The 16,736-nt window shown below is 53.5% G+C and carries 18 protein-coding genes and 1 tRNA gene; 11 read left to right on the top strand and 8 right to left on the bottom strand.

The window, feature by feature from the left end:
* Positions 1 to 114: 114 nt before the first annotated feature.
* From MIM_RS19675 to MIM_RS19660, 4 genes are read left to right on the top strand one after another with little or no spacing between them, the layout of a single operon-like run.
* Entirely contained in the window at positions 115 to 1,137 is a 1,023-nt protein-coding gene (locus MIM_RS19675; protein WP_025374477.1) for a 2-keto-3-deoxygluconate permease, read from the top strand.
* On the top strand, positions 1,134 to 2,348 hold the full coding sequence (locus tag MIM_RS19670; RefSeq protein WP_025374476.1) for a four-carbon acid sugar kinase family protein: 1,215 nt from the start codon (positions 1,134 to 1,136) through the stop codon (positions 2,346 to 2,348). Before MIM_RS19675 ends, MIM_RS19670 begins: the two co-directional genes overlap by 4 nt.
* Positions 2,345 to 3,388 (top strand): 4-hydroxythreonine-4-phosphate dehydrogenase PdxA, encoded by a 1,044-nt coding sequence (gene pdxA, locus MIM_RS19665; RefSeq protein ID WP_025374475.1) that lies wholly within the window; start codon positions 2,345 to 2,347, stop codon positions 3,386 to 3,388. Before MIM_RS19670 ends, pdxA begins: the two co-directional genes overlap by 4 nt.
* Positions 3,389 to 3,409: 21 nt before the next feature.
* Entirely contained in the window at positions 3,410 to 4,195 is a 786-nt protein-coding gene (locus MIM_RS19660) for a GntR family transcriptional regulator (RefSeq protein ID WP_052342346.1), read from the top strand.
* Between the two features lie 171 nt (positions 4,196 to 4,366).
* Here the strand turns inward: MIM_RS19660 and MIM_RS19655 are convergent, their stop codons facing one another.
* Positions 4,367 to 4,906 (bottom strand): DUF2380 domain-containing protein, encoded by a 540-nt coding sequence (locus tag MIM_RS19655; protein WP_025374473.1) that lies wholly within the window; start codon positions 4,904 to 4,906, stop codon positions 4,367 to 4,369.
* A gap of 178 nt (positions 4,907 to 5,084) precedes the next feature.
* Positions 5,085 to 5,945, bottom strand: a complete 861-nt coding sequence (locus tag MIM_RS19650; RefSeq protein ID WP_025374472.1) for an SIR2 family NAD-dependent protein deacylase — start codon at positions 5,943 to 5,945, stop codon at positions 5,085 to 5,087.
* A gap of 509 nt (positions 5,946 to 6,454) precedes the next feature.
* On the opposite strand from MIM_RS19650, the gene MIM_RS19645 reads away from it, so the two are divergent.
* Positions 6,455 to 6,706 carry a hypothetical protein gene (locus MIM_RS19645; RefSeq protein WP_025374471.1) on the top strand — a complete coding sequence of 84 codons (252 nt, stop codon included), beginning with the start codon at positions 6,455 to 6,457 and terminating at the stop codon, positions 6,704 to 6,706.
* Between the two features lie 312 nt (positions 6,707 to 7,018).
* Here the strand turns inward: MIM_RS19645 and MIM_RS19640 are convergent, their stop codons facing one another.
* Positions 7,019 to 7,393, bottom strand: coding sequence for a hypothetical protein (locus MIM_RS19640; RefSeq protein ID WP_144084695.1), 375 nt, complete (start codon positions 7,391 to 7,393; stop codon positions 7,019 to 7,021).
* A 91-nt stretch (positions 7,394 to 7,484) separates the two neighbouring features.
* On the opposite strand from MIM_RS19640, the gene MIM_RS19635 reads away from it, so the two are divergent.
* Positions 7,485 to 7,721 (top strand): tripartite tricarboxylate transporter substrate-binding protein, encoded by a 237-nt coding sequence (locus MIM_RS19635; protein WP_042070604.1) that lies wholly within the window; start codon positions 7,485 to 7,487, stop codon positions 7,719 to 7,721.
* A gap of 231 nt (positions 7,722 to 7,952) precedes the next feature.
* Here MIM_RS19635 and MIM_RS19630 read toward each other — a convergent pair whose 3' ends face one another.
* Entirely contained in the window at positions 7,953 to 8,900 is a 948-nt protein-coding gene (locus MIM_RS19630; RefSeq protein WP_025374468.1) for a LysR family transcriptional regulator, read from the bottom strand.
* Between the two features lie 244 nt (positions 8,901 to 9,144).
* On the opposite strand from MIM_RS19630, the gene MIM_RS19625 reads away from it, so the two are divergent.
* Positions 9,145 to 9,852, top strand: coding sequence for an SDR family oxidoreductase (locus tag MIM_RS19625; protein ID WP_025374467.1), 708 nt, complete (start codon positions 9,145 to 9,147; stop codon positions 9,850 to 9,852).
* A 189-nt stretch (positions 9,853 to 10,041) separates the two neighbouring features.
* On the opposite strand, the gene MIM_RS19620 is transcribed toward MIM_RS19625, so the two are convergent.
* Positions 10,042 to 10,117: transfer RNA gene (locus MIM_RS19620), tRNA-Phe, on the bottom strand.
* A 145-nt stretch (positions 10,118 to 10,262) separates the two neighbouring features.
* On the opposite strand from MIM_RS19620, the gene hemA reads away from it, so the two are divergent.
* The 4 genes from hemA (at position 10,263) to grxD (ending at position 14,011) form a co-directional block, all read left to right on the top strand.
* Positions 10,263 to 11,537: a glutamyl-tRNA reductase gene (gene hemA / locus MIM_RS19615; protein ID WP_025374466.1), complete on the top strand. Its 1,275-nt coding sequence runs from the start codon at positions 10,263 to 10,265 to the stop codon at positions 11,535 to 11,537.
* A gap of 87 nt (positions 11,538 to 11,624) precedes the next feature.
* Positions 11,625 to 12,710, top strand: coding sequence for a peptide chain release factor 1 (prfA, locus tag MIM_RS19610; RefSeq protein ID WP_025374465.1), 1,086 nt, complete (start codon positions 11,625 to 11,627; stop codon positions 12,708 to 12,710).
* 73 nt (positions 12,711 to 12,783) lie between these two features.
* Complete coding sequence (prmC, locus tag MIM_RS19605; RefSeq protein ID WP_025374464.1) at positions 12,784 to 13,611, top strand: peptide chain release factor N(5)-glutamine methyltransferase; 828 nt, start codon at positions 12,784 to 12,786, stop codon at positions 13,609 to 13,611.
* A 70-nt stretch (positions 13,612 to 13,681) separates the two neighbouring features.
* Positions 13,682 to 14,011 (top strand): Grx4 family monothiol glutaredoxin, encoded by a 330-nt coding sequence (gene grxD, locus MIM_RS19600; protein WP_025374463.1) that lies wholly within the window; start codon positions 13,682 to 13,684, stop codon positions 14,009 to 14,011.
* Between the two features lie 13 nt (positions 14,012 to 14,024).
* Here grxD and MIM_RS19595 read toward each other — a convergent pair whose 3' ends face one another.
* Genes MIM_RS19595 through ttcA form a run of 3 tightly spaced genes read right to left on the bottom strand, consistent with a single transcriptional unit; the run spans position 14,025 to position 16,729 of the window.
* Entirely contained in the window at positions 14,025 to 14,819 is a 795-nt protein-coding gene (locus tag MIM_RS19595; RefSeq protein WP_025374462.1) for an EI24 domain-containing protein, read from the bottom strand.
* 30 nt (positions 14,820 to 14,849) lie between these two features.
* Positions 14,850 to 15,680, bottom strand: coding sequence for an NADPH-dependent 7-cyano-7-deazaguanine reductase QueF (gene queF, locus MIM_RS19590; RefSeq protein WP_025374461.1), 831 nt, complete (start codon positions 15,678 to 15,680; stop codon positions 14,850 to 14,852).
* A gap of 8 nt (positions 15,681 to 15,688) precedes the next feature.
* Positions 15,689 to 16,729 (bottom strand): tRNA 2-thiocytidine(32) synthetase TtcA, encoded by a 1,041-nt coding sequence (gene ttcA, locus MIM_RS19585; protein WP_025374460.1) that lies wholly within the window; start codon positions 16,727 to 16,729, stop codon positions 15,689 to 15,691.
* Positions 16,730 to 16,736 lie beyond the last annotated feature (7 nt).

Here is a 16,736-nt window from a genome sequence, read left to right as displayed (position 1 = left end):
ACAGGTTGTACGTACAGAGTCGTGGCGAGGATAAGAAGCACATTCATAATGCCATGCGCGAGACTATTCAATTCCTTTAAAACAACCCTATGACCAAAAAGGCTGGGTCGGATGATGACACAAGAACGTTCACTATTTCCCATGTTCCAAACCATGCAGAAAATCCCCGGTGGATTGATGCTTATTCCCCTGATTCTGGGCTCGATACTGGGGACCTTCGCCCCGGAAGCCCTTGATATTGGCAGCTTTACCACGGCATTATTCAAAAACAGTGCCTTGCCGTTGATTGCCTTGCTTATTTTCGCGACGGGTACGCAGGTCAATATGCGTACAGGTGGCCCGATCCTGGCAACCGCCGGCACTATTCTGTTTTGTAAAACGATTATTCCGGCCAGCCTGATTGTGCTGCTGGGGAGCTTTGTCGGTATTGACGGCGTATGGGGCATCTCTATTCTGGCGTTGCTGGCTGCATTCGATAACAGTAACGGCGGTCTGTGGCTGGCGTTTACCGGCCAGTATGGCGATGCCCGGGACCGGGGTGCCTATGTAGCCAGTGCGGTGAACGACGGACCGTTTTTCAGTCTGCTGTTCCTGGGCGCATCGGGCCTGGGTGATATTCCTGTCATCGCACTTGTTGCTGCGCTTGTGCCTTTCCTGCTGGGCGTTCTGGTGGGTAATCTGGACGTGCAATGGCGCAAGGTGCTGGATCCTGTTCCTAATATCGTGATTCCGTTTTTTGCCTTTGCGCTGGGTACGGGTATTAATCTGTCTGCGATCGTCAGTGGCGGCACGACCGGCATTATCCTTGGCTTCCTGATCAGTCCTATTACCGGCTTCCTGGTGTATATGGGTTATAAAATCATTCTGCGCCGTGGTGGTAAAAGCGGTATCGGCTTTGCCGCAGGCACGACAGCGGGCAATGCCATTGCGACGCCGGCCATTGTGGCGGCGGCTGATCCGCGCTTCCAGGTTTATGTGGAAACAGCAACCGCTCAGGTGGCCGCATGCGTACTGATCAGTTCCATCATGGCTCCCTTGCTGGCTTCCTATTTTCTGAAAAAAGCCGGTGAATTGAAACCCGTGGATGCGGGTATTTCTGACATCGACACGAGTGCCGGGGAACCTGTGAAACTATGAAACCGCAGATAGCAATCATTGCAGACGATCTGACCGGCGCCGGCGATTCGGCCGTGCAGTTCGTTCGCTGTGGCTGGGAAACCCAATTGTATGTGGGTGGTTCTGAAGAGGCTTTTGCGCTGGGTGATATGCAGGCGCAAGTGGTCTCGGTCAACAGCAACAGTCGCGCTCTGGCACCGCAGGCAGCGGCAGATGCCGTGGCCCGTGAAATGCAGACCTTCCGCAAGCATGACGTTCGTCATGTGTTCAAGAAGGTGGACTCCACTTTGCGTGGCGCGTTCGCAGCGGAAATTGAAGCAGCACGTCAGCAATGGCATGCCGATGCGATCGCCGTAGTTTGCCCGGCCTATCCCGCCACCGGCAGAACGCTGGAACACGGTATATTGCTGGTGAATGGTATACCGGTGACAGACACCTCTGCGGGCACCGATCCGGTCACACCCGTTACTGAAAGTTCTGTTCCGACGATACTCAACTGCAATCTGGTCAGCCCGACGCAGGACGATACGCCCGCCACGCTGGCGCAGAAAATCGGTGGTGCCGGAGCGATAGTGGTAGTTGACGCCCGCACAGATGCAGACCTGAAACTGCTGGCGCAGGCCATCGTGCTGCTTGGCGAGCGGGCGTTGCCGGTAGGTGCCGGCGGCCTGGCCATGGCGATGGCAGCAGCATGGGCCAGTGATCATATTGCAGGTGACATTGTTCTGGCTGTGGTCACCTCACAGCACAGTGCCACGCGCGCGCAAGTAGCGGCACTGCAGGAGCAGGGTGCAACGGTACAGACACCTGAGCCGCAAGTGCTGGCGGACGATGCCTTATGGCAATCGTGGCAGCAGGAGATGCTTGAGCAGGTGAGCGGCAGCGATATGGCCAGCCGGATTCTGGTGCTGCTGGCGCCGGCCCGTCAGGTACCTGGTCTGACTTCGGCCACGGTGGCACGTCGCCTGGGTCAATTGGCGCTGACAATTGCGGGTACCGGCAAGGTGCGCGGACTCATCGCCACGGGAGGCGATGGTGCGGAACAAGTAATGATGGCTTTGCAGGCTACCGGTATTCGCCTGATTGATGAAGTGTCCGGAGGGGTTCCTTTGGGTACGCTGATTGGCGGCAACTATACCGGTATGCCGATTGTGACCAAGGCCGGAGGCTTTGGTTCGGAACATGTTTTGATTCAGGCAGCAGAGACCCTGATGGAAAGGAAATTTAAATGAGTACAAAGAAATTGCCCGTATTGGCCGTAACCGTTGGTGATGTAGCCGGGATTGGTCCTGAAATTACAGCCAAAATGCTGTTGAACCACCCGCGTTTGCGCGATATGGCCCGATTCGTGGTGATCGGCGACGTTGCCTCTTTGCGCAAGGCTGTGGCAAACCTGAACGGCGACGTGAGCAAGGTTCGGGAAATTTCGGCACCTGCTGAAGCAAGCAACGAAGTGGGCACCATCGAGGTCATCCAGGTTGGGCCTTCTCTGGAAGAAGTTGAACTGGGCAAGCTGGATGCACGTGCTGGTGCCGGTTCTGCATTGTTTGTGATGAAAGCCTGTGATCTGGCCCGCAAGGGTGAAGTAGACGGCATCGTTACCGCGCCGTTGAACAAAGCCGCCATGCACCTGGGTGGCCACAAGTGGCCCGGTCATACCGAACTGCTGGCGCATGAATTTGGCGTCAAGAATTACTCTCTGGTGCTGTCTGCGGGTGATTTGTATGTATTTCACGCGACAACGCATGTCTCACTGCGCCAGGCCATTGACGATGTGAACCCCAAGCGCATGGACGATATTCTTCAGCTGGTTCACGCGTTCTCCAAAGCACTGAATCGTCAGGACGAGCCCATTGCCGTCGCCGGTTTGAATCCACATGCAGGCGAGAACAATATCTTTGGCACGGAAGACAGTGCTATATTAACGCCTGCCATCGAGCGGGCTAAAGCGGCGGGTATCAATGCTGTCGGGCCTATCCCGGCAGATGCCCTGTGGCCCCAGGCCGTCCGCGGCAAATGGAAGTTTCTGGTGGCGTGCTATCACGACCAGGGCCATGCCCCATTTAAGGCGGTGTATGGCGATGACGGTGTCAATATCACTGTCGGCTTGCCGGTTGTGCGCGTCTCTGTGGATCATGGCACCGCGTTCGACATAGCCGGCAAAAACATTGCGCGTGAAGAAAGCCTGATTCTGGCCGCCGAGCGCGCAGCCAGCCTTTCCCTTGGCTGGGCTTCTGTTTGGGAAGCAGCTTCAAAATCAGAAGGGGTATAGTTTTATTTTGGCGGAGGTATCGTGCTTTATCTGAAAAAAATTGACGAAAAAAACAAGGGTAAAGAGGCATTGTACCGACAGGTTGCCGACAGCCTGAAAACCGCCATCTCCGAAAGCCGGCTGCCTCCGGGCAGTCCGATTCCAAGCGAAAGCGCGCTGTGCACACATTTTAATGTGGCGCGCAGCGTTGTGCGCCAGGCTCTGGCGCTGCTGGTTGATGACGGATTCATTCTGAAGCAGGCCGGGCGGGCGTCCGTGGTTGCTCCCCGTATGAAACACCGCCGCAATCTGCAAAACTCGTTGAGTTTGCATGCGCAGCTTGAACGTGAGGGGACGCCGCTGCAAACCTCGGTCATCCGGCTGGAAGCGGCCGCCTTTCCTGCAGAGGTGGCGGCGTTCTACGGAGACATCAACGGCCTGCTGCTGGAACGCGTACGGTATATTGACGACGAGCCTATTTCATATGTGAAGACCTGGCTGCCCAAAGCGTTCGCCTCTCTGAGCAGCGAGGATTTGATCGATCAATCACTGCACCGCCAATTGCAGGAACGCTTCAATCGCCAGCCCCAACAGGGCCGCAATCAGATTCAGACGGTACCCTGCGACAAGACGCTGGCCGGATACCTTAAAGTGAAGAAAAGCGATGCGCTGCTGCAATTGCAGGCGTGTTATTACGATCAGCATGGATTACCGCTGGAGTGGTTCACTGCCTGGCATCGGGCTGATCGCGTTGTGTTTGATATTGCGGTGGATGCATCACTGGAGAACAATATTCAGGTTAAGGATTTTCAGCGGGCGATTAAGTAGTAGTGGGCGATCAAGTAGTAGCGGATGAATAAATAGCGACGGGTGTGCGCGTTCAAGGGCGTTCGCGCTCGTTGACGGCCGTTCCTGTCAGGGCCATGGTCTGCGGATAGTCCCGTCAGTCACAGCTACCCACAGATTGGTGCTCACTTATACAAATACTTGTGGCAGTCCCTAAGATTCTTTGTTAAGACAGTTGCGTTCAATATCTCGCACGGCAAATTTTGCTGCGTGCTGCCAGGCCTGATCGTTATCGCCGCGATAGGATAAGGTGCGCTCGCATACGGGGGCGTTCTGGTTCAGGTCTACCATGGCATATTTGATCCAGCCTACCAGCGTGCTCATCTTGTGTACTTCACCGAAAAGCAGGTGATTTGCGCCGGCCTTTTTTGCATCGGCTGCCAACGCTTCCAGGCCTGGTTCGGCTGCATTGCACTTGTCATTCTGACAGCTCAGTGCCGCTGTCTTTATTTTTGTATTCTGCGCCAGGCCCTGGCGAATGGCCTCGTTCAGTGCCTGCAGGCGACGGGCGTGATCGGCTGTCTGATCTTTGGCCTCGCCGGATGTATCTTTGAAGGCAAAGTTCGCAGCCGCCAGTGTGAGTGGCGGATTTACTTGTGCTGTAGCGTGGAGGGTGGCCGCAGCTAAAGCGGCCAGCAGCAATGGGCTCTGTCTGAGGGTAAAACGATAAAGCACTTGATGGGAGAATCGCATGGCATTGGTCTCCTGTAAGAGTGGAAGACGGAAGCAGGATAGATCGCTTCAAGAGTAGGTCAGCTTTGAATGTAACGCAGCTTGCATGACATGTCACGCGCGTAAGCTGGCAAAGAGCCACATATACAGCGCCAGCCTATAGCCATGCATGCCGGCGTCGTCTGGTCATAAGAAAAAATCAGGGCTTTGTTTTGCCAAAATAACCCATATCGTCCAGAGCGCTTTGGATCTGACTGAGCGCCTCTAGCGCACCCATGGACAGCGACACGTTCCGCGCCGATTTTTTTATGGCAGCTTCGTGCATATTAATGCGAACGATCGGTGCCTTTTGGCGTTCGCCAAAGTAGCGCACGGTGGCAATAGCCGTTCCCGCGCCCAGTTCAACAATGACGGGGCGTTTGGTTTTTTGCAGCCATGTCTGCAGATGTAGATGTTGCTGGCGACTGCGGGCATCCACCCAATGCCAGTCATTGAACATCATGATGTTCGGCCGCGCCAGCGAACCACAATGCGGACAGCGCGGTGGCTCGTTCAGCAACAGGCATTTTTGGGTATCTACTTGTGGTTTGAAATCGTCAGCCGGCCAGATGTCCTGTTCGCAGATCTCAATGCATTGCAAATAATGAATCGAGCCGTGGCACTCCACAATCTGGTCCGTCCCAAAGCCGGCTTTCTGGAACTGGCCGTCCACATTGCTGGTAAACACAAATGCATTATTGGGCATGTGTGATGCAATCTGCCGCAGAACCTGAAACCCGGCGTGTGGCGTGGTCTCGCGATACAGGGCCAGCCGATGGCCATAAAAGCCCCATGCCAGCGCCGGATGGTCTGGAAAATAAACAGGCGAGGCGATCTCTTCGAAACAAATGCCCGAAGCGCGTAACGCCGGATAATGTCGCCAAAAGCCCTCGGCACCGCGGAAATCCGGCAGCCCGGAGTCTACCCCCATGCCTGCGCCGGCGGTAACAAGCAGACCGTCAGCTTCGCTGATGAGCGCGGCCGCCTTTTTGATAAAGGCTTGTTGTGATGATGAATCCATGAGTGGGTGGGCAATGTTATTTAATTTTTTTAATGGCGCAGTAGGTAACGATCTATTTTTTCATATTTTGGCCGCTGGCGTGCGTTAGACGGGTGGCTTGCATTCAGAAAAATGTAAAGTAAGCGATTTTCCCGAAACCATGCTTCTGTTGATCGCCTGGCCTGGGAGCGCTGATTTTGCCGACGGATATAATATTATCGTTCCAAATACTCACTTTAGAACCGCATCCTCAAAAGGACAAGCGAATTGTATAAAAACATCCTTATTGCCGGAGTCGGTCTTTTTATAGGTATGGCTTCTTCAGCGCATCGGGGAATGATGATTTTATTTTGGTAGCGGGCGATGCTGTAACCGGCGCACCAGCATATAACTTAGGTGCTTTCAGCGGGGGACCTAAAACCATTATTGCCGTTGGGATGTTTAATGAAGCTTGAATTATATAAATCGGGAAATTTTATGAATCACCCGACAGGATATAAATATTTTTTGCCTTCTAAAATAAATACGGAATGGACCTGGGAGGAAATGAATTAGGTAAACGTAGTGCGAATGCCATGATATTGCTAAGTCGGCTGTTTAAAAGCCCAATTGGGGATGTAAAGCAAGTTTCAGAGTTCATTGGGGTCAGCTATAAAGCGGCCAATGATTTAGTAAGCGATTTTGAAAAATTAGAGATTTTGCAGGAATTAACTGGACAGACAAGAAATAGGGTCTTTATTTTCAACAGATATGTGACGCTTTTTGCTGGGGACCATAACTAGTCCATATCAGCTCACAGGCCTGAAAATAAAAAAGCCGCTTTCAAAAAGAAGCGGCTAATTTACATAAAGCGGGTTTTTGGTGGCCTGGGGCAGAATCGAAGTAACCGTCCGGTGATCCCACATTGCGCGGCCTTGCTCAGGCGTGGCCGAATACCTCAATTGTGCAACAAGCTGCTGCACAATTGCCTTGATACCACCAGATTGCGCTGTTGGGTAAGCAGTCAAGCTCGGATAAGGTGAAGTGGCATTGATATATTCAGCGACTAGATCGGTCTAGAATTTTATTGATCTTGTCCTGTATTGATTGGCGCTTTAGACGTATTTCGCTGGAGGGTGTTCTTTGATCTCAACCATATTGCCGGTGAGCGTAATCTCAATGACTTCGCGTTCTTTTGTGACGTAAAAAGAGCAGTCGGCGACCAGGCAAAGTACACCATCGACGGGTTCCGCGCGGAGAATATCGCCCGAGAAAGTCTCGTGCAGAAGCTTCGTTGTACCAACATCTATTCGAAACTGCTTGCGTTGGACTGTGACGTCAAGTAGATACGCCATCCCTTCCTGACAGCGTACCGGGTCATCGTCGTTGTAAAGATCGAAACGGAGCGTGATGGCATCACCCTTTTCAAAGACGGCTATCAGTGTACGAGTCGTTAGTTGATATGCGCGAAGCATTTCGTCAAAGTTCAATATCTGACCTTGGCAGGTTCAAGGGATCGACAGTCACAACCTTGTCGAATTAGTGAGATATCTGAGAATTCGCTGTTGTGGGCATCATAGCATGGCACAGGATGCGATGGATGGTGTCCGTAAGTTTGTGCATAGCGTGGCGGTGATTGTCGCAACGCTCAACAAAGGTATGCATGAGATTATTAACGACACCGCATTTCAGAAAAAACTGATAGACCAGGGAATCGAGCCCATGGGTGGAACGCCAGATGAACTGGCTAAGCGCATAGACAACGAAGTGAAGCAATTCGGACAACTCGTGAAGCAGATTAATTTGAAGGTTGAATAGTAATTAACGCGGCGCGGGAATAACGGGTAACTCGCCTTATTACGGACTTTTGTCAGGTCACTAGTTCAGGTAATTCCCTCTGAAGTGCGTGAGCACACCGTACGCATGGTGCTGGAACACCGTGGTGAGTATCCATCGCTGTCGGCAACGATCAAATTGATTGCGCCGAAGATAGACTGCGTACCAATCACACATTTCTGTTTCTACCTTAATTTATGACCGACGTATAGGTCATAGGGTTTTATTGATACGCTGCATTTGTTGCTGGCAAACTTCCAATACATGCTGCCGCAGCCAGCGATGGATCGGGTCGGCATCTAATCGTGGATGCCACATTTGCGATATGGTTATTTCCTGGGTTTTTACCGGGAGTTCGAACGAGCGGATTGTTGTCGCCGTCTCGTTTTCATTATTACTACCCCGGTTTAGGAGAAGGGAAGAGGGCACGAGTGCCACCAAATCTGATGACATTGCCACGGCCATTGCTGCAGGAAAACTCGGCACAGCAGCGGCAATGTTCCGTTTTAGGCCTAATTCAGCCAGTGCCTTGTCTACAGGGCCGCATATGAGTCCATGACGGGAAGTAATGACATGGCGACATGCCGCATACTTTGCGGGAGTGATACTATTTTTCGGCTCAAGCAGGGGATGCCCTTTTCTCACCGCACCGACGAATCTGTCTCTGAACAGAGCTTGCAAGCGAATTTCCGGACCCATTTCTCCCAAAACACCAATTTCGAGATCTACCAGACCTTCGCGTAAATGTTTTGCACTTTTTTCTTCTTTTGCTGAAAAACAAAGGCGAACAAAAGGCGCTCTTGTCGCCGTTGAGGCGATAAGCGCAGCACCGAAAACCTCAACAAAACCTTCGTTCGTTCTGATCGTAAAAGTTCTTTCCAGTTTGGATAAATCAAGCGATGCCGCAGAGGGGCGAAGTATGGCCAACGCTGCTGAGACTGTGTCTTGGGTGCTGCCACGTATATTTTCAGCATAGGGCGTCAATACCATCTGACGCCCTGCTCGAACCAGTAAAGGATCGTCTGTCGTTGCGCGAAGGCGAGTCAACGTTCTGCTCATCGCCGAAGGGCTTAATCCCAGACGGCGCGCGGCGCGAGTGACATTGGCTTCAGAGATTAGTGCATCAAGTGCGATGAGTAAATTCAGGTCGGGCTCAACCATACTTCAGATATTCCATTTTGAAAAGCAGGTAGGGCGTTTAGTGCAAATTATAAATGCAAACTATGCGTCTTCCGCATTATGTCTCCCTGGAATAGAATTGTCTGCACATCGAAAGAACTTTGGCTTTCGCCCTATATCTGAATGGAATCTTTATCATGAAAAATGTTGAAACCCTCACATTCGCAGCCATCTTATGCCGGAAGTTGCAAGTGCAGCGTCGGTGTCACAGAAGAGAGTATTAAATATGAAAAATTTATCGACGCAAAAAACCATTCTGATCATCGGTGCATCACGAGGTCTTGGCTATGCTATGGCTGCGGAATTTTTGACGAAGGGGTGGCATGTCATCGGCACCGTGCGCGGCAAAGATAGAACGTTGTTACATGAGCTGGCGGATAAAAATCCAGAGGGTGTGGAGATTGAACAGCTTGAAGTCACTGACCAGCAGCAGATTAAAGCGCTTCGGGAACGTCTATCTAACAAGGTTTTAGATATACTTTTCCATAATGCCGGTACCGCCAACAAGAATCAGAACGAGAGTATCGCAGAGTTATCAACCCAGGAATTTGAACGAATCATGGTGACGAATGCGTTGAGTCCTCTACGCGTCATTGAAAGCTTACAAGACCTGGTGCCTGCATCAGGTACCATCGGTATTATGTCGTCAGGACAGGGCAGCGTGAGCAACAATACGAACGGTGGACATGAGGTATATCGTGGTTCCAAGGCGGCACTTAACATGTACATGCGTAGTTACGCCGCTCGCCATACCGGAGAATCACGTACCTTGCTGTTATTAGCACCAGGCTGGGTTCGTACCGATCTGGGGGGGATTGAAGCGCCGCTAAGCATCGAAGAAAGCATTCCGAAAGTAGTGAATGTGATGCTTTCACAGCAGGGAAAACCAGGGCTGCAATATCTCGATCGTGAAGGGAAAACTGTGCCGTGGTGAACCACCGTGTCGAGCACGATCAGGCTACAGTCTGGCTGGGGTCAACCCTATTCAGTTCCTGCCTATTCTTGTGACAGCCATTGTGCCAATGGTGGGCCTAGTAAGCGGCAAGTATCTGAAGACATTAATGTTTCAGGCAATAAAAAAGCCGCTTTCAAAAGAAGCGGCTAATTTACATAAAGCGGTTTTTGGTGGCCTGGGGCAGAATCGAACTGCCGACACAAGGATTTTCAATCCTCTGCTCTACCGACTGAGCTACCTGGCCAACAAAGAACGAAATAATACACTAGTTTTTGGCTTGTGTATATATTTCGCAGTCTTTTTGACATAAATATTTAAAAACAGCTGCGGGAAGGTCTATAATTAGATGCATTACCAGATCAAAAAAGAAAATTCAAGATATTACGGCCATGTCACTTGACGTTCTTACCTTCGGTTTGAATCATCATTCGGCACCAGTGTCAGTGCGCGAGCGGGTTTCCATGCCCGAACAGCTGCTGCGACCGGCGCTAGACGGCTTGCGCTCTGCGTTTGGCGCCCGGGTGCAGGAAGCCACAATTCTGTCTACCTGTAATCGCACCGAGATCTACTGTGCGGCCCAGCCCGAAGTGGCTGAGCACATCCCCTCATGGCTGGCAGATTTCAATTCGCTGGAAGCCAATGAGCTGCGTCCGCATTTGTATCAATACAACAAGGACCTGGCCGTGCGCCACGCTTTCCGTGTGGCCAGTGGGCTCGATTCCATGGTATTGGGCGAGCCGCAGATTCTTGGGCAAATGAAAACCGCCGTCAGGGCGGCCAGCGATGCCGGCTCTCTGGGCACGTTATTGCATCAGTTATTCCAGAAAACCTTTTCGGTCGCCAAGGAAGTACGCACACAAACGGCCATCGGTGCCCAGTCGGTGTCTATGGCTGCAGCTTCGGTTCGGCTGGCGCAGCGGGTTTTTGGCGATCTGTCCAAAACCCGGGTGTTGTTTATTGGCGCCGGGGAAATGATTGAGCTGTGCTCCACCCATTTTGCCGCGCAAAAGCCCTCCTGTATGGTCGTAGCCAACCGCACGCGTGAGCGTGCTGAAACGCTTGCGTCCCAGTTCGACGGCAAGACCATGAAGCTGGCAGACCTGCCTGAGCGTCTGGCCGATTTTGACATTGTGGTGTCCTGTACGGCCAGTTCCCTGCCCATATTGGGTCTGGGGTTGGTGCAAAAGGCCTCCAAAGCGCGTCGCCATATGCCGATGGTTATGATAGATCTGGCTGTGCCGCGTGATATCGAACCCGAGGTGTCGCAACTGGACGACGTTTATCTGTATTCCGTTGATGATCTGGGCCGTTATGTGCAAATGGCCAGTGATTCGCGACAGGCCGCCGTGGTTCAGGCAGAGGCCATTATCGACAGCCGCGTGCAGAATTTCATGCACTGGATGGATTCACGCGCTGTCGTGCCGGTTATTCGCAATCTGAACCAGGGTGCCGATGCTATTGTGCAGGCCGAGCTGGATCGGGCCCGCCGCCTGCTGGCCAAGGGCGAAAACGCCGATCAGGTGCTGGAGCAGTTTGCCCGTAGCCTGACCCAGAAGTACCTGCACGCCCCTATGGTCGCGCTCAACCGCAGTCAGGGCGAGGATCGTACCGCGCTCATGGATATGCTGCCACGTCTCTTTCCGTATCAGGATTCCAGCCATTAGCGGTGCTCTTGCCCGCTATTAATTGGCGGCGGCACTAAGTTGGCGTCGCCTTTTTCCTGAACACGCCGTATTCTTCCCACATTCTTTATGAAATCATCAATGCGCTCCCGTCTGGAGCAAATCTCGCAGCGCCTGATTGAGGTGGATGCCTTGCTCGCCGAACCTGAAATCGCTGGCGATATGGACCGCTTTCGCAAATTGTCGCGTGAACGCTCGGAAATCGATCCGGTGGTTGCGTTGTTTCGCAGCTATGAGTCTACTGAAGCCGATTTGCACGCAGCGATCGAAATGTCGTCAGATCCGGAACTGCGCGACATGGCTGAAGAGGAGTTAAAGCTGGCCAAAGAGCGTCTGGAGGAACTGGAAGAACAATTGCAAGTGCAATTGCTGCCCCGCGATCCGGATGATGGTCGCAGTGTTTTTCTTGAGGTGCGTGCCGGTACCGGCGGTGATGAAAGCGCTATTTTCAGCGGCGACCTGTTCCGCATGTACAGTCGCTATGCCGAGCAGAAGGGCTGGAAAGTAGAGGTTATTTCCGAGAACGAATCGGAAATGGGCGGATACCGCGAGATTATTGCCCGGGTTGATGGCGATGGCGTATATGGACGACTGAAATACGAGTCCGGTGCGCATCGTGTGCAACGGGTGCCCGAGACCGAATCGCAGGGGCGGGTACACACCTCGGCCTGCACGGTGGCCATTTTGCCCGAGGCCGACGAGATCTCGGAAGTGGCGCTGAACCCGGCTGATCTGCGCATCGATACCTTCCGTGCCAGCGGCGCGGGTGGTCAGCATATTAATAAAACCGATTCGGCAGTACGCATTACGCATATTCCAACCGGCATTGTTGCCGAGTGCCAGGATGACCGCTCACAGCACAAGAACAAGGCGCGCGCCATGAGTGTGCTGGCGGCCCGCATTAACGATATCGAACGCCAGAAACAACAGCAGAAAGAGGCGGCCGAGCGCAAGAGTCTGGTGGGTACGGGGGACCGTTCCGAGCGGATCCGCACTTACAATTATCCTCAGGGTCGGGTCACGGATCACCGAATCAATCTGACTTTGTATAAACTGGCACAAATCATGGAAGGCTCGCTGGACGAGCTGACGGGCGCACTCATTGCCGAGAGACAGGCGGAGTTGCTGGCTGCCCTGGGTGATGATTCGCTGTAAATACAAATGCAATACTGACTATTGATGACATCATTCGGCCGGTGCAATACCGGCAGGAGTAGAAGGAGCAGGGATGGCGCTGGCCATTACGATTGAATCTTTGACGCGAACCAGTGGCCTTGTGCCGCTTGAGACCCGGATGCTGATTGGTCACACGCTTGGCGTGACGCGTTCCTGGATGATTGCACATGACCGTGATCCGTTAAGTGATGAGCAGGTTGTGCAGATTCGAGCGCTGATAGAACGGCGCTTAAGCGGCGAGCCTATGGCTTATATCATGGGCGCGCGTGAATTTATGGGCCTGACGTTTGAGACAACTGCTGCCGCGCTGATCCCGCGTCCGGAAACCGAACTGCTGGTGGAAACCGCGATTGATTATGTGCGCGACAATCCGCGGGCCAATGTGCTGGATCTGGGTACCGGGACCGGCGCGATTGCCGTCTCTATTGCCCGTTTCTGCCCTGGGGCACTGGTGCTGGCAACAGACAAGAGCCCCGATGCCCTGGCGCTGGCGCGGCGTAATGCGCAAAAGCATCGGACCGCGCATGTGCGTTTTCTGGAAAGCGACTGGTATGATGGGATTCCGCAACAGGCCTTCGATCTGATTGTGTCCAATCCCCCTTATATTCAGCGCCATGATCCCCATTTACAGCAGGGCGATCTGCGTTTTGAGCCGCCCATGGCGCTGACCGATTATGCCGATGGGCTGGCGGCCATCCGCCGCATTATTGCCGGCGCCAGGGCGTATCTGGCCAATGGCGGCTGGATGTGGATTGAGCACGGCTGGGACCAGGCCGAGCAGGTTCGCTATATGCTGGCCAAGGTTGGTTTTAAGAATATTGAATCCCGCAATGATTTATCCGGTATTGAGCGCATTTCCGGCGGGTGCTTTACTATTTAGCGTTAAACTCTTTTGAGAGATGGCCAGATGATGGAACTGGTTTCTTTCAATGCTGACACAGGTGAATACAATGAGCGAAGTACAGAATTTTATCCGCGAGACCGTTACAGAACACCCCGTTGTGCTGTTCATGAAAGGCACGGCTCAGTTTCCGCAATGCGGCTTCTCTGGCAAGGCCATCCAGATTTTGCGTGAATCCGGCGTAAAAAAACTGGTTACTGTGAATGTGCTGGACGATCAGGAAGTACGTGAAGGCATTAAGCAGTTTTCCAACTGGCCCACTATTCCCCAGTTGTATGTGAAGGGCGAATTCATTGGCGGTTCAGATATCGTTAGCGAAATGTACGCAAGCGGCGAGCTCAAAACCGTACTGGAGCAGGCGGGCGCCTTCGAGTCCTGAGTGTGCGGTGCTGTCAGGGCAGGCGTTTTGCCTGGGCAGCACTGTTTTCAGCAAGCGCCTCTGGCGGTTGGGCGCGTACCGCTTTGAGGGCCATCAATCCGTAATGGGTACACACCAGGATTGAAAAGACGGGCATGATAAAGCCGGCAAACGGAATCAGTGCAATCGCTGCACAAACCAGCCCGATCAGCCAGAAACCACGACTGTAATGACGCAGCACGTAGACCCGTTCTTCAAGGGTGGCGTGTTCAACAATCGCGTCCAGCCGGGTCATGTGTGAAAACGCATAGGCACCCCAGAACAGCGACAGCGCAATGCCTGCAAAGGGAATCAGCCAGAGCGGCAATGTAACCAGCCAGCCAATCACGAAAATCGCACTCACCTTGATCGTATTGGCCAGACTGGTGATCGTGGCGTTAACGCCTTTTTTCTGCAGCTCGGGGTAGCTGCCTTCACTAATCACTTTCAGGGCCATGGGCATGACCAGAATGGCTGCGGCCGCCAGCCCGGCGATGCCGCTGACCGCGAGCAGAGCCACAAAGGTTAGTACGCCGGTGAACCAGTCGCTCATGGTGGCAAACCCCCAGCCCGACAGGCGCGCTGACGTAGACTGGAACCAGCCCCAATTCATCGCGGTACTATCCAGCCAGTTATCCAGCGGACCCCAGGCGAACACCAGTAATATCACCGCTGTGATAAGGGCAATCACAAACGGCAACACGATGGCAAACAGCATGGAAGGGCGCATCTGGGTTGCGATGCCTTTACTGAACGCGGCAGAGACGCTGACATAGGGCGGTTGTTTCATAGATACGACCAGCTTTTATGGAGAGTGGGATTATTGACGTGCGTTGCGTGCATCAGGGGCAATGAAATCGGCCTGTGTGCTGCGCCAGGGGTTGATATCCAGGCCGCCGCGACGCGTATAACGAGCATACACGGTCAGGGTTTCGGGCGCACACCTTTGCATGATATCGCAGAAGATCTGTTCTACGCATTGCTCATGAAATCCGTTATGGCCACGATAGGAAATAATATATTTAAGCAGGGAAGCGTGATCAATGGCGGCGCCGGTGTACTCAATTTGCAGGCTGCCCCAGTCTGGCTGAGCGGTGACCGGGCAGTTGGATTTGAGCAGATTCGTGCGCAGCGTCTCGTGCCTGGACTGTGTGGGGTCGGCCTGCAACAAGCCGGCGTCCGGAGCGTAAATGGTGATGTCGATGTCCAGCGTATCCAGCAGCGTTCCTTCCAGCTCGCCCAGCGTCTGGTCAGCAAAGTTTGTCGGCGCAAACAGCGTGACCTCGACCGGCCCGCCGGCCGCGGCGCTCAGGTCCTGCTGCATGCAGGCACGAACAGCGTCGCTATCGTGCATCGGCGTTTGGTTGAATGAGTTCAGATACAGTTTGAATGATTTGGATTCAATAATATGCGTGCTGCTGGCAGGAAAACCAAACCGGGCCAGGGCCACTTGCGGTTTGCCTTTTGGGTTCAGCCAGGACAGCTCGTAGGCGTTCCATATATCTGCGCCATACCAGGCCGGTGGCGGCTGCAGGCTCAGATGCGCACGCCCGGCCTCACGGGCAATGGGAAACAGCAACGCTGGATCATAGTGGTCGGCATACCGGGTTTCTTTTCCCAGTGGTGCATGCAGTAATGTCGAGTCTGACATGGAATGCCTCACAGTGATTGAATGCGAATCGTGCGCGCGCGCGATGGGTTCCCGGCAGTGAGGGTGCCTGCCGCCGGTGTGTCTGCGCGTTGGCTGGATGGGGTGTTATGACGATCGTCATGGCTCGCAGCGCCTTGTACGACGTCGGCGTCTGCATCGGCATCGGGGGTATCGACCGCATCGGCAAACGTTTCGGCGTCGAACGCCTTGTCGCCGTTCTCATCGGCAACACCGGTTGGCCGCAGGCCGGCAAAGTCAAACAGATTGCGGTCCATCAGATGTGAAGGCGCAATCGATGACAGGGCCTTGAAGGTATTCCAGACTTTCTTGGGGCTTTCCTTTTCCCACGCGGCAATCATGCGAGCCACTTCCTGGCGCTTGAGGTTTTCCTGGGAACCGCAAAGGTTACAGGGGATGATGGGAAATTGCTTGAGTTCGGAATAGGCAATCAGGTCTTTTTCCGCGATATAGGCCAGCGGGCGAATCACCGTATGCCGACCGTCATCGGACACCAGCTTGGGTGGCATGGACTTGAGTTTGGCCGCGTAGAACAGGTTCAGGAAAAAGGTGGCCAGAATATCATCGCGGTGATGCCCCAGCGCAATCTTGGTGGCGCCCAGTTCGCTGGCAACGCGGTACAGAATGCCGCGGCGCAGGCGGGAGCAGAGTGAACAGGTGGTCTTGCCTTCCGGGATCAGGCGTTTAACAATGGAATAGGTGTCCTGATTTTCAATATGAAACGGCACACCCAGTTCGGTGAGATAGTCGGGCAGAACATGAGCCGGAAAGCCGGGCTGCTTCTGGTCCAGATTCACTGCGATAATATCGAAATGTATCGGCGCACGTTTTTGCAGCGTCAGCAAAATATCCAGCATGCTGTACGAGTCTTTGCCGCCCGACAGGCACACCATTACTTTGTCGCCGTCTTCGATCATGTTGTAGTCGACGATAGCAGTACCTGCTTCGCGCATGATGCGTTTGGTCAGCTTGTTTTCGTGCTGGCGCTGTTTCAGGGCAGCCTGATGGCTGGAAGTGGCAACGGAAGTCATGATCGTG

This window comes from Advenella mimigardefordensis DPN7, from assembly GCF_000521505.1.
Lineage (GTDB): Bacteria > Pseudomonadota > Gammaproteobacteria > Burkholderiales > Burkholderiaceae_B > Advenella > Advenella mimigardefordensis.
This window is presented reverse-complemented; position numbering and strand designations above follow the sequence as displayed.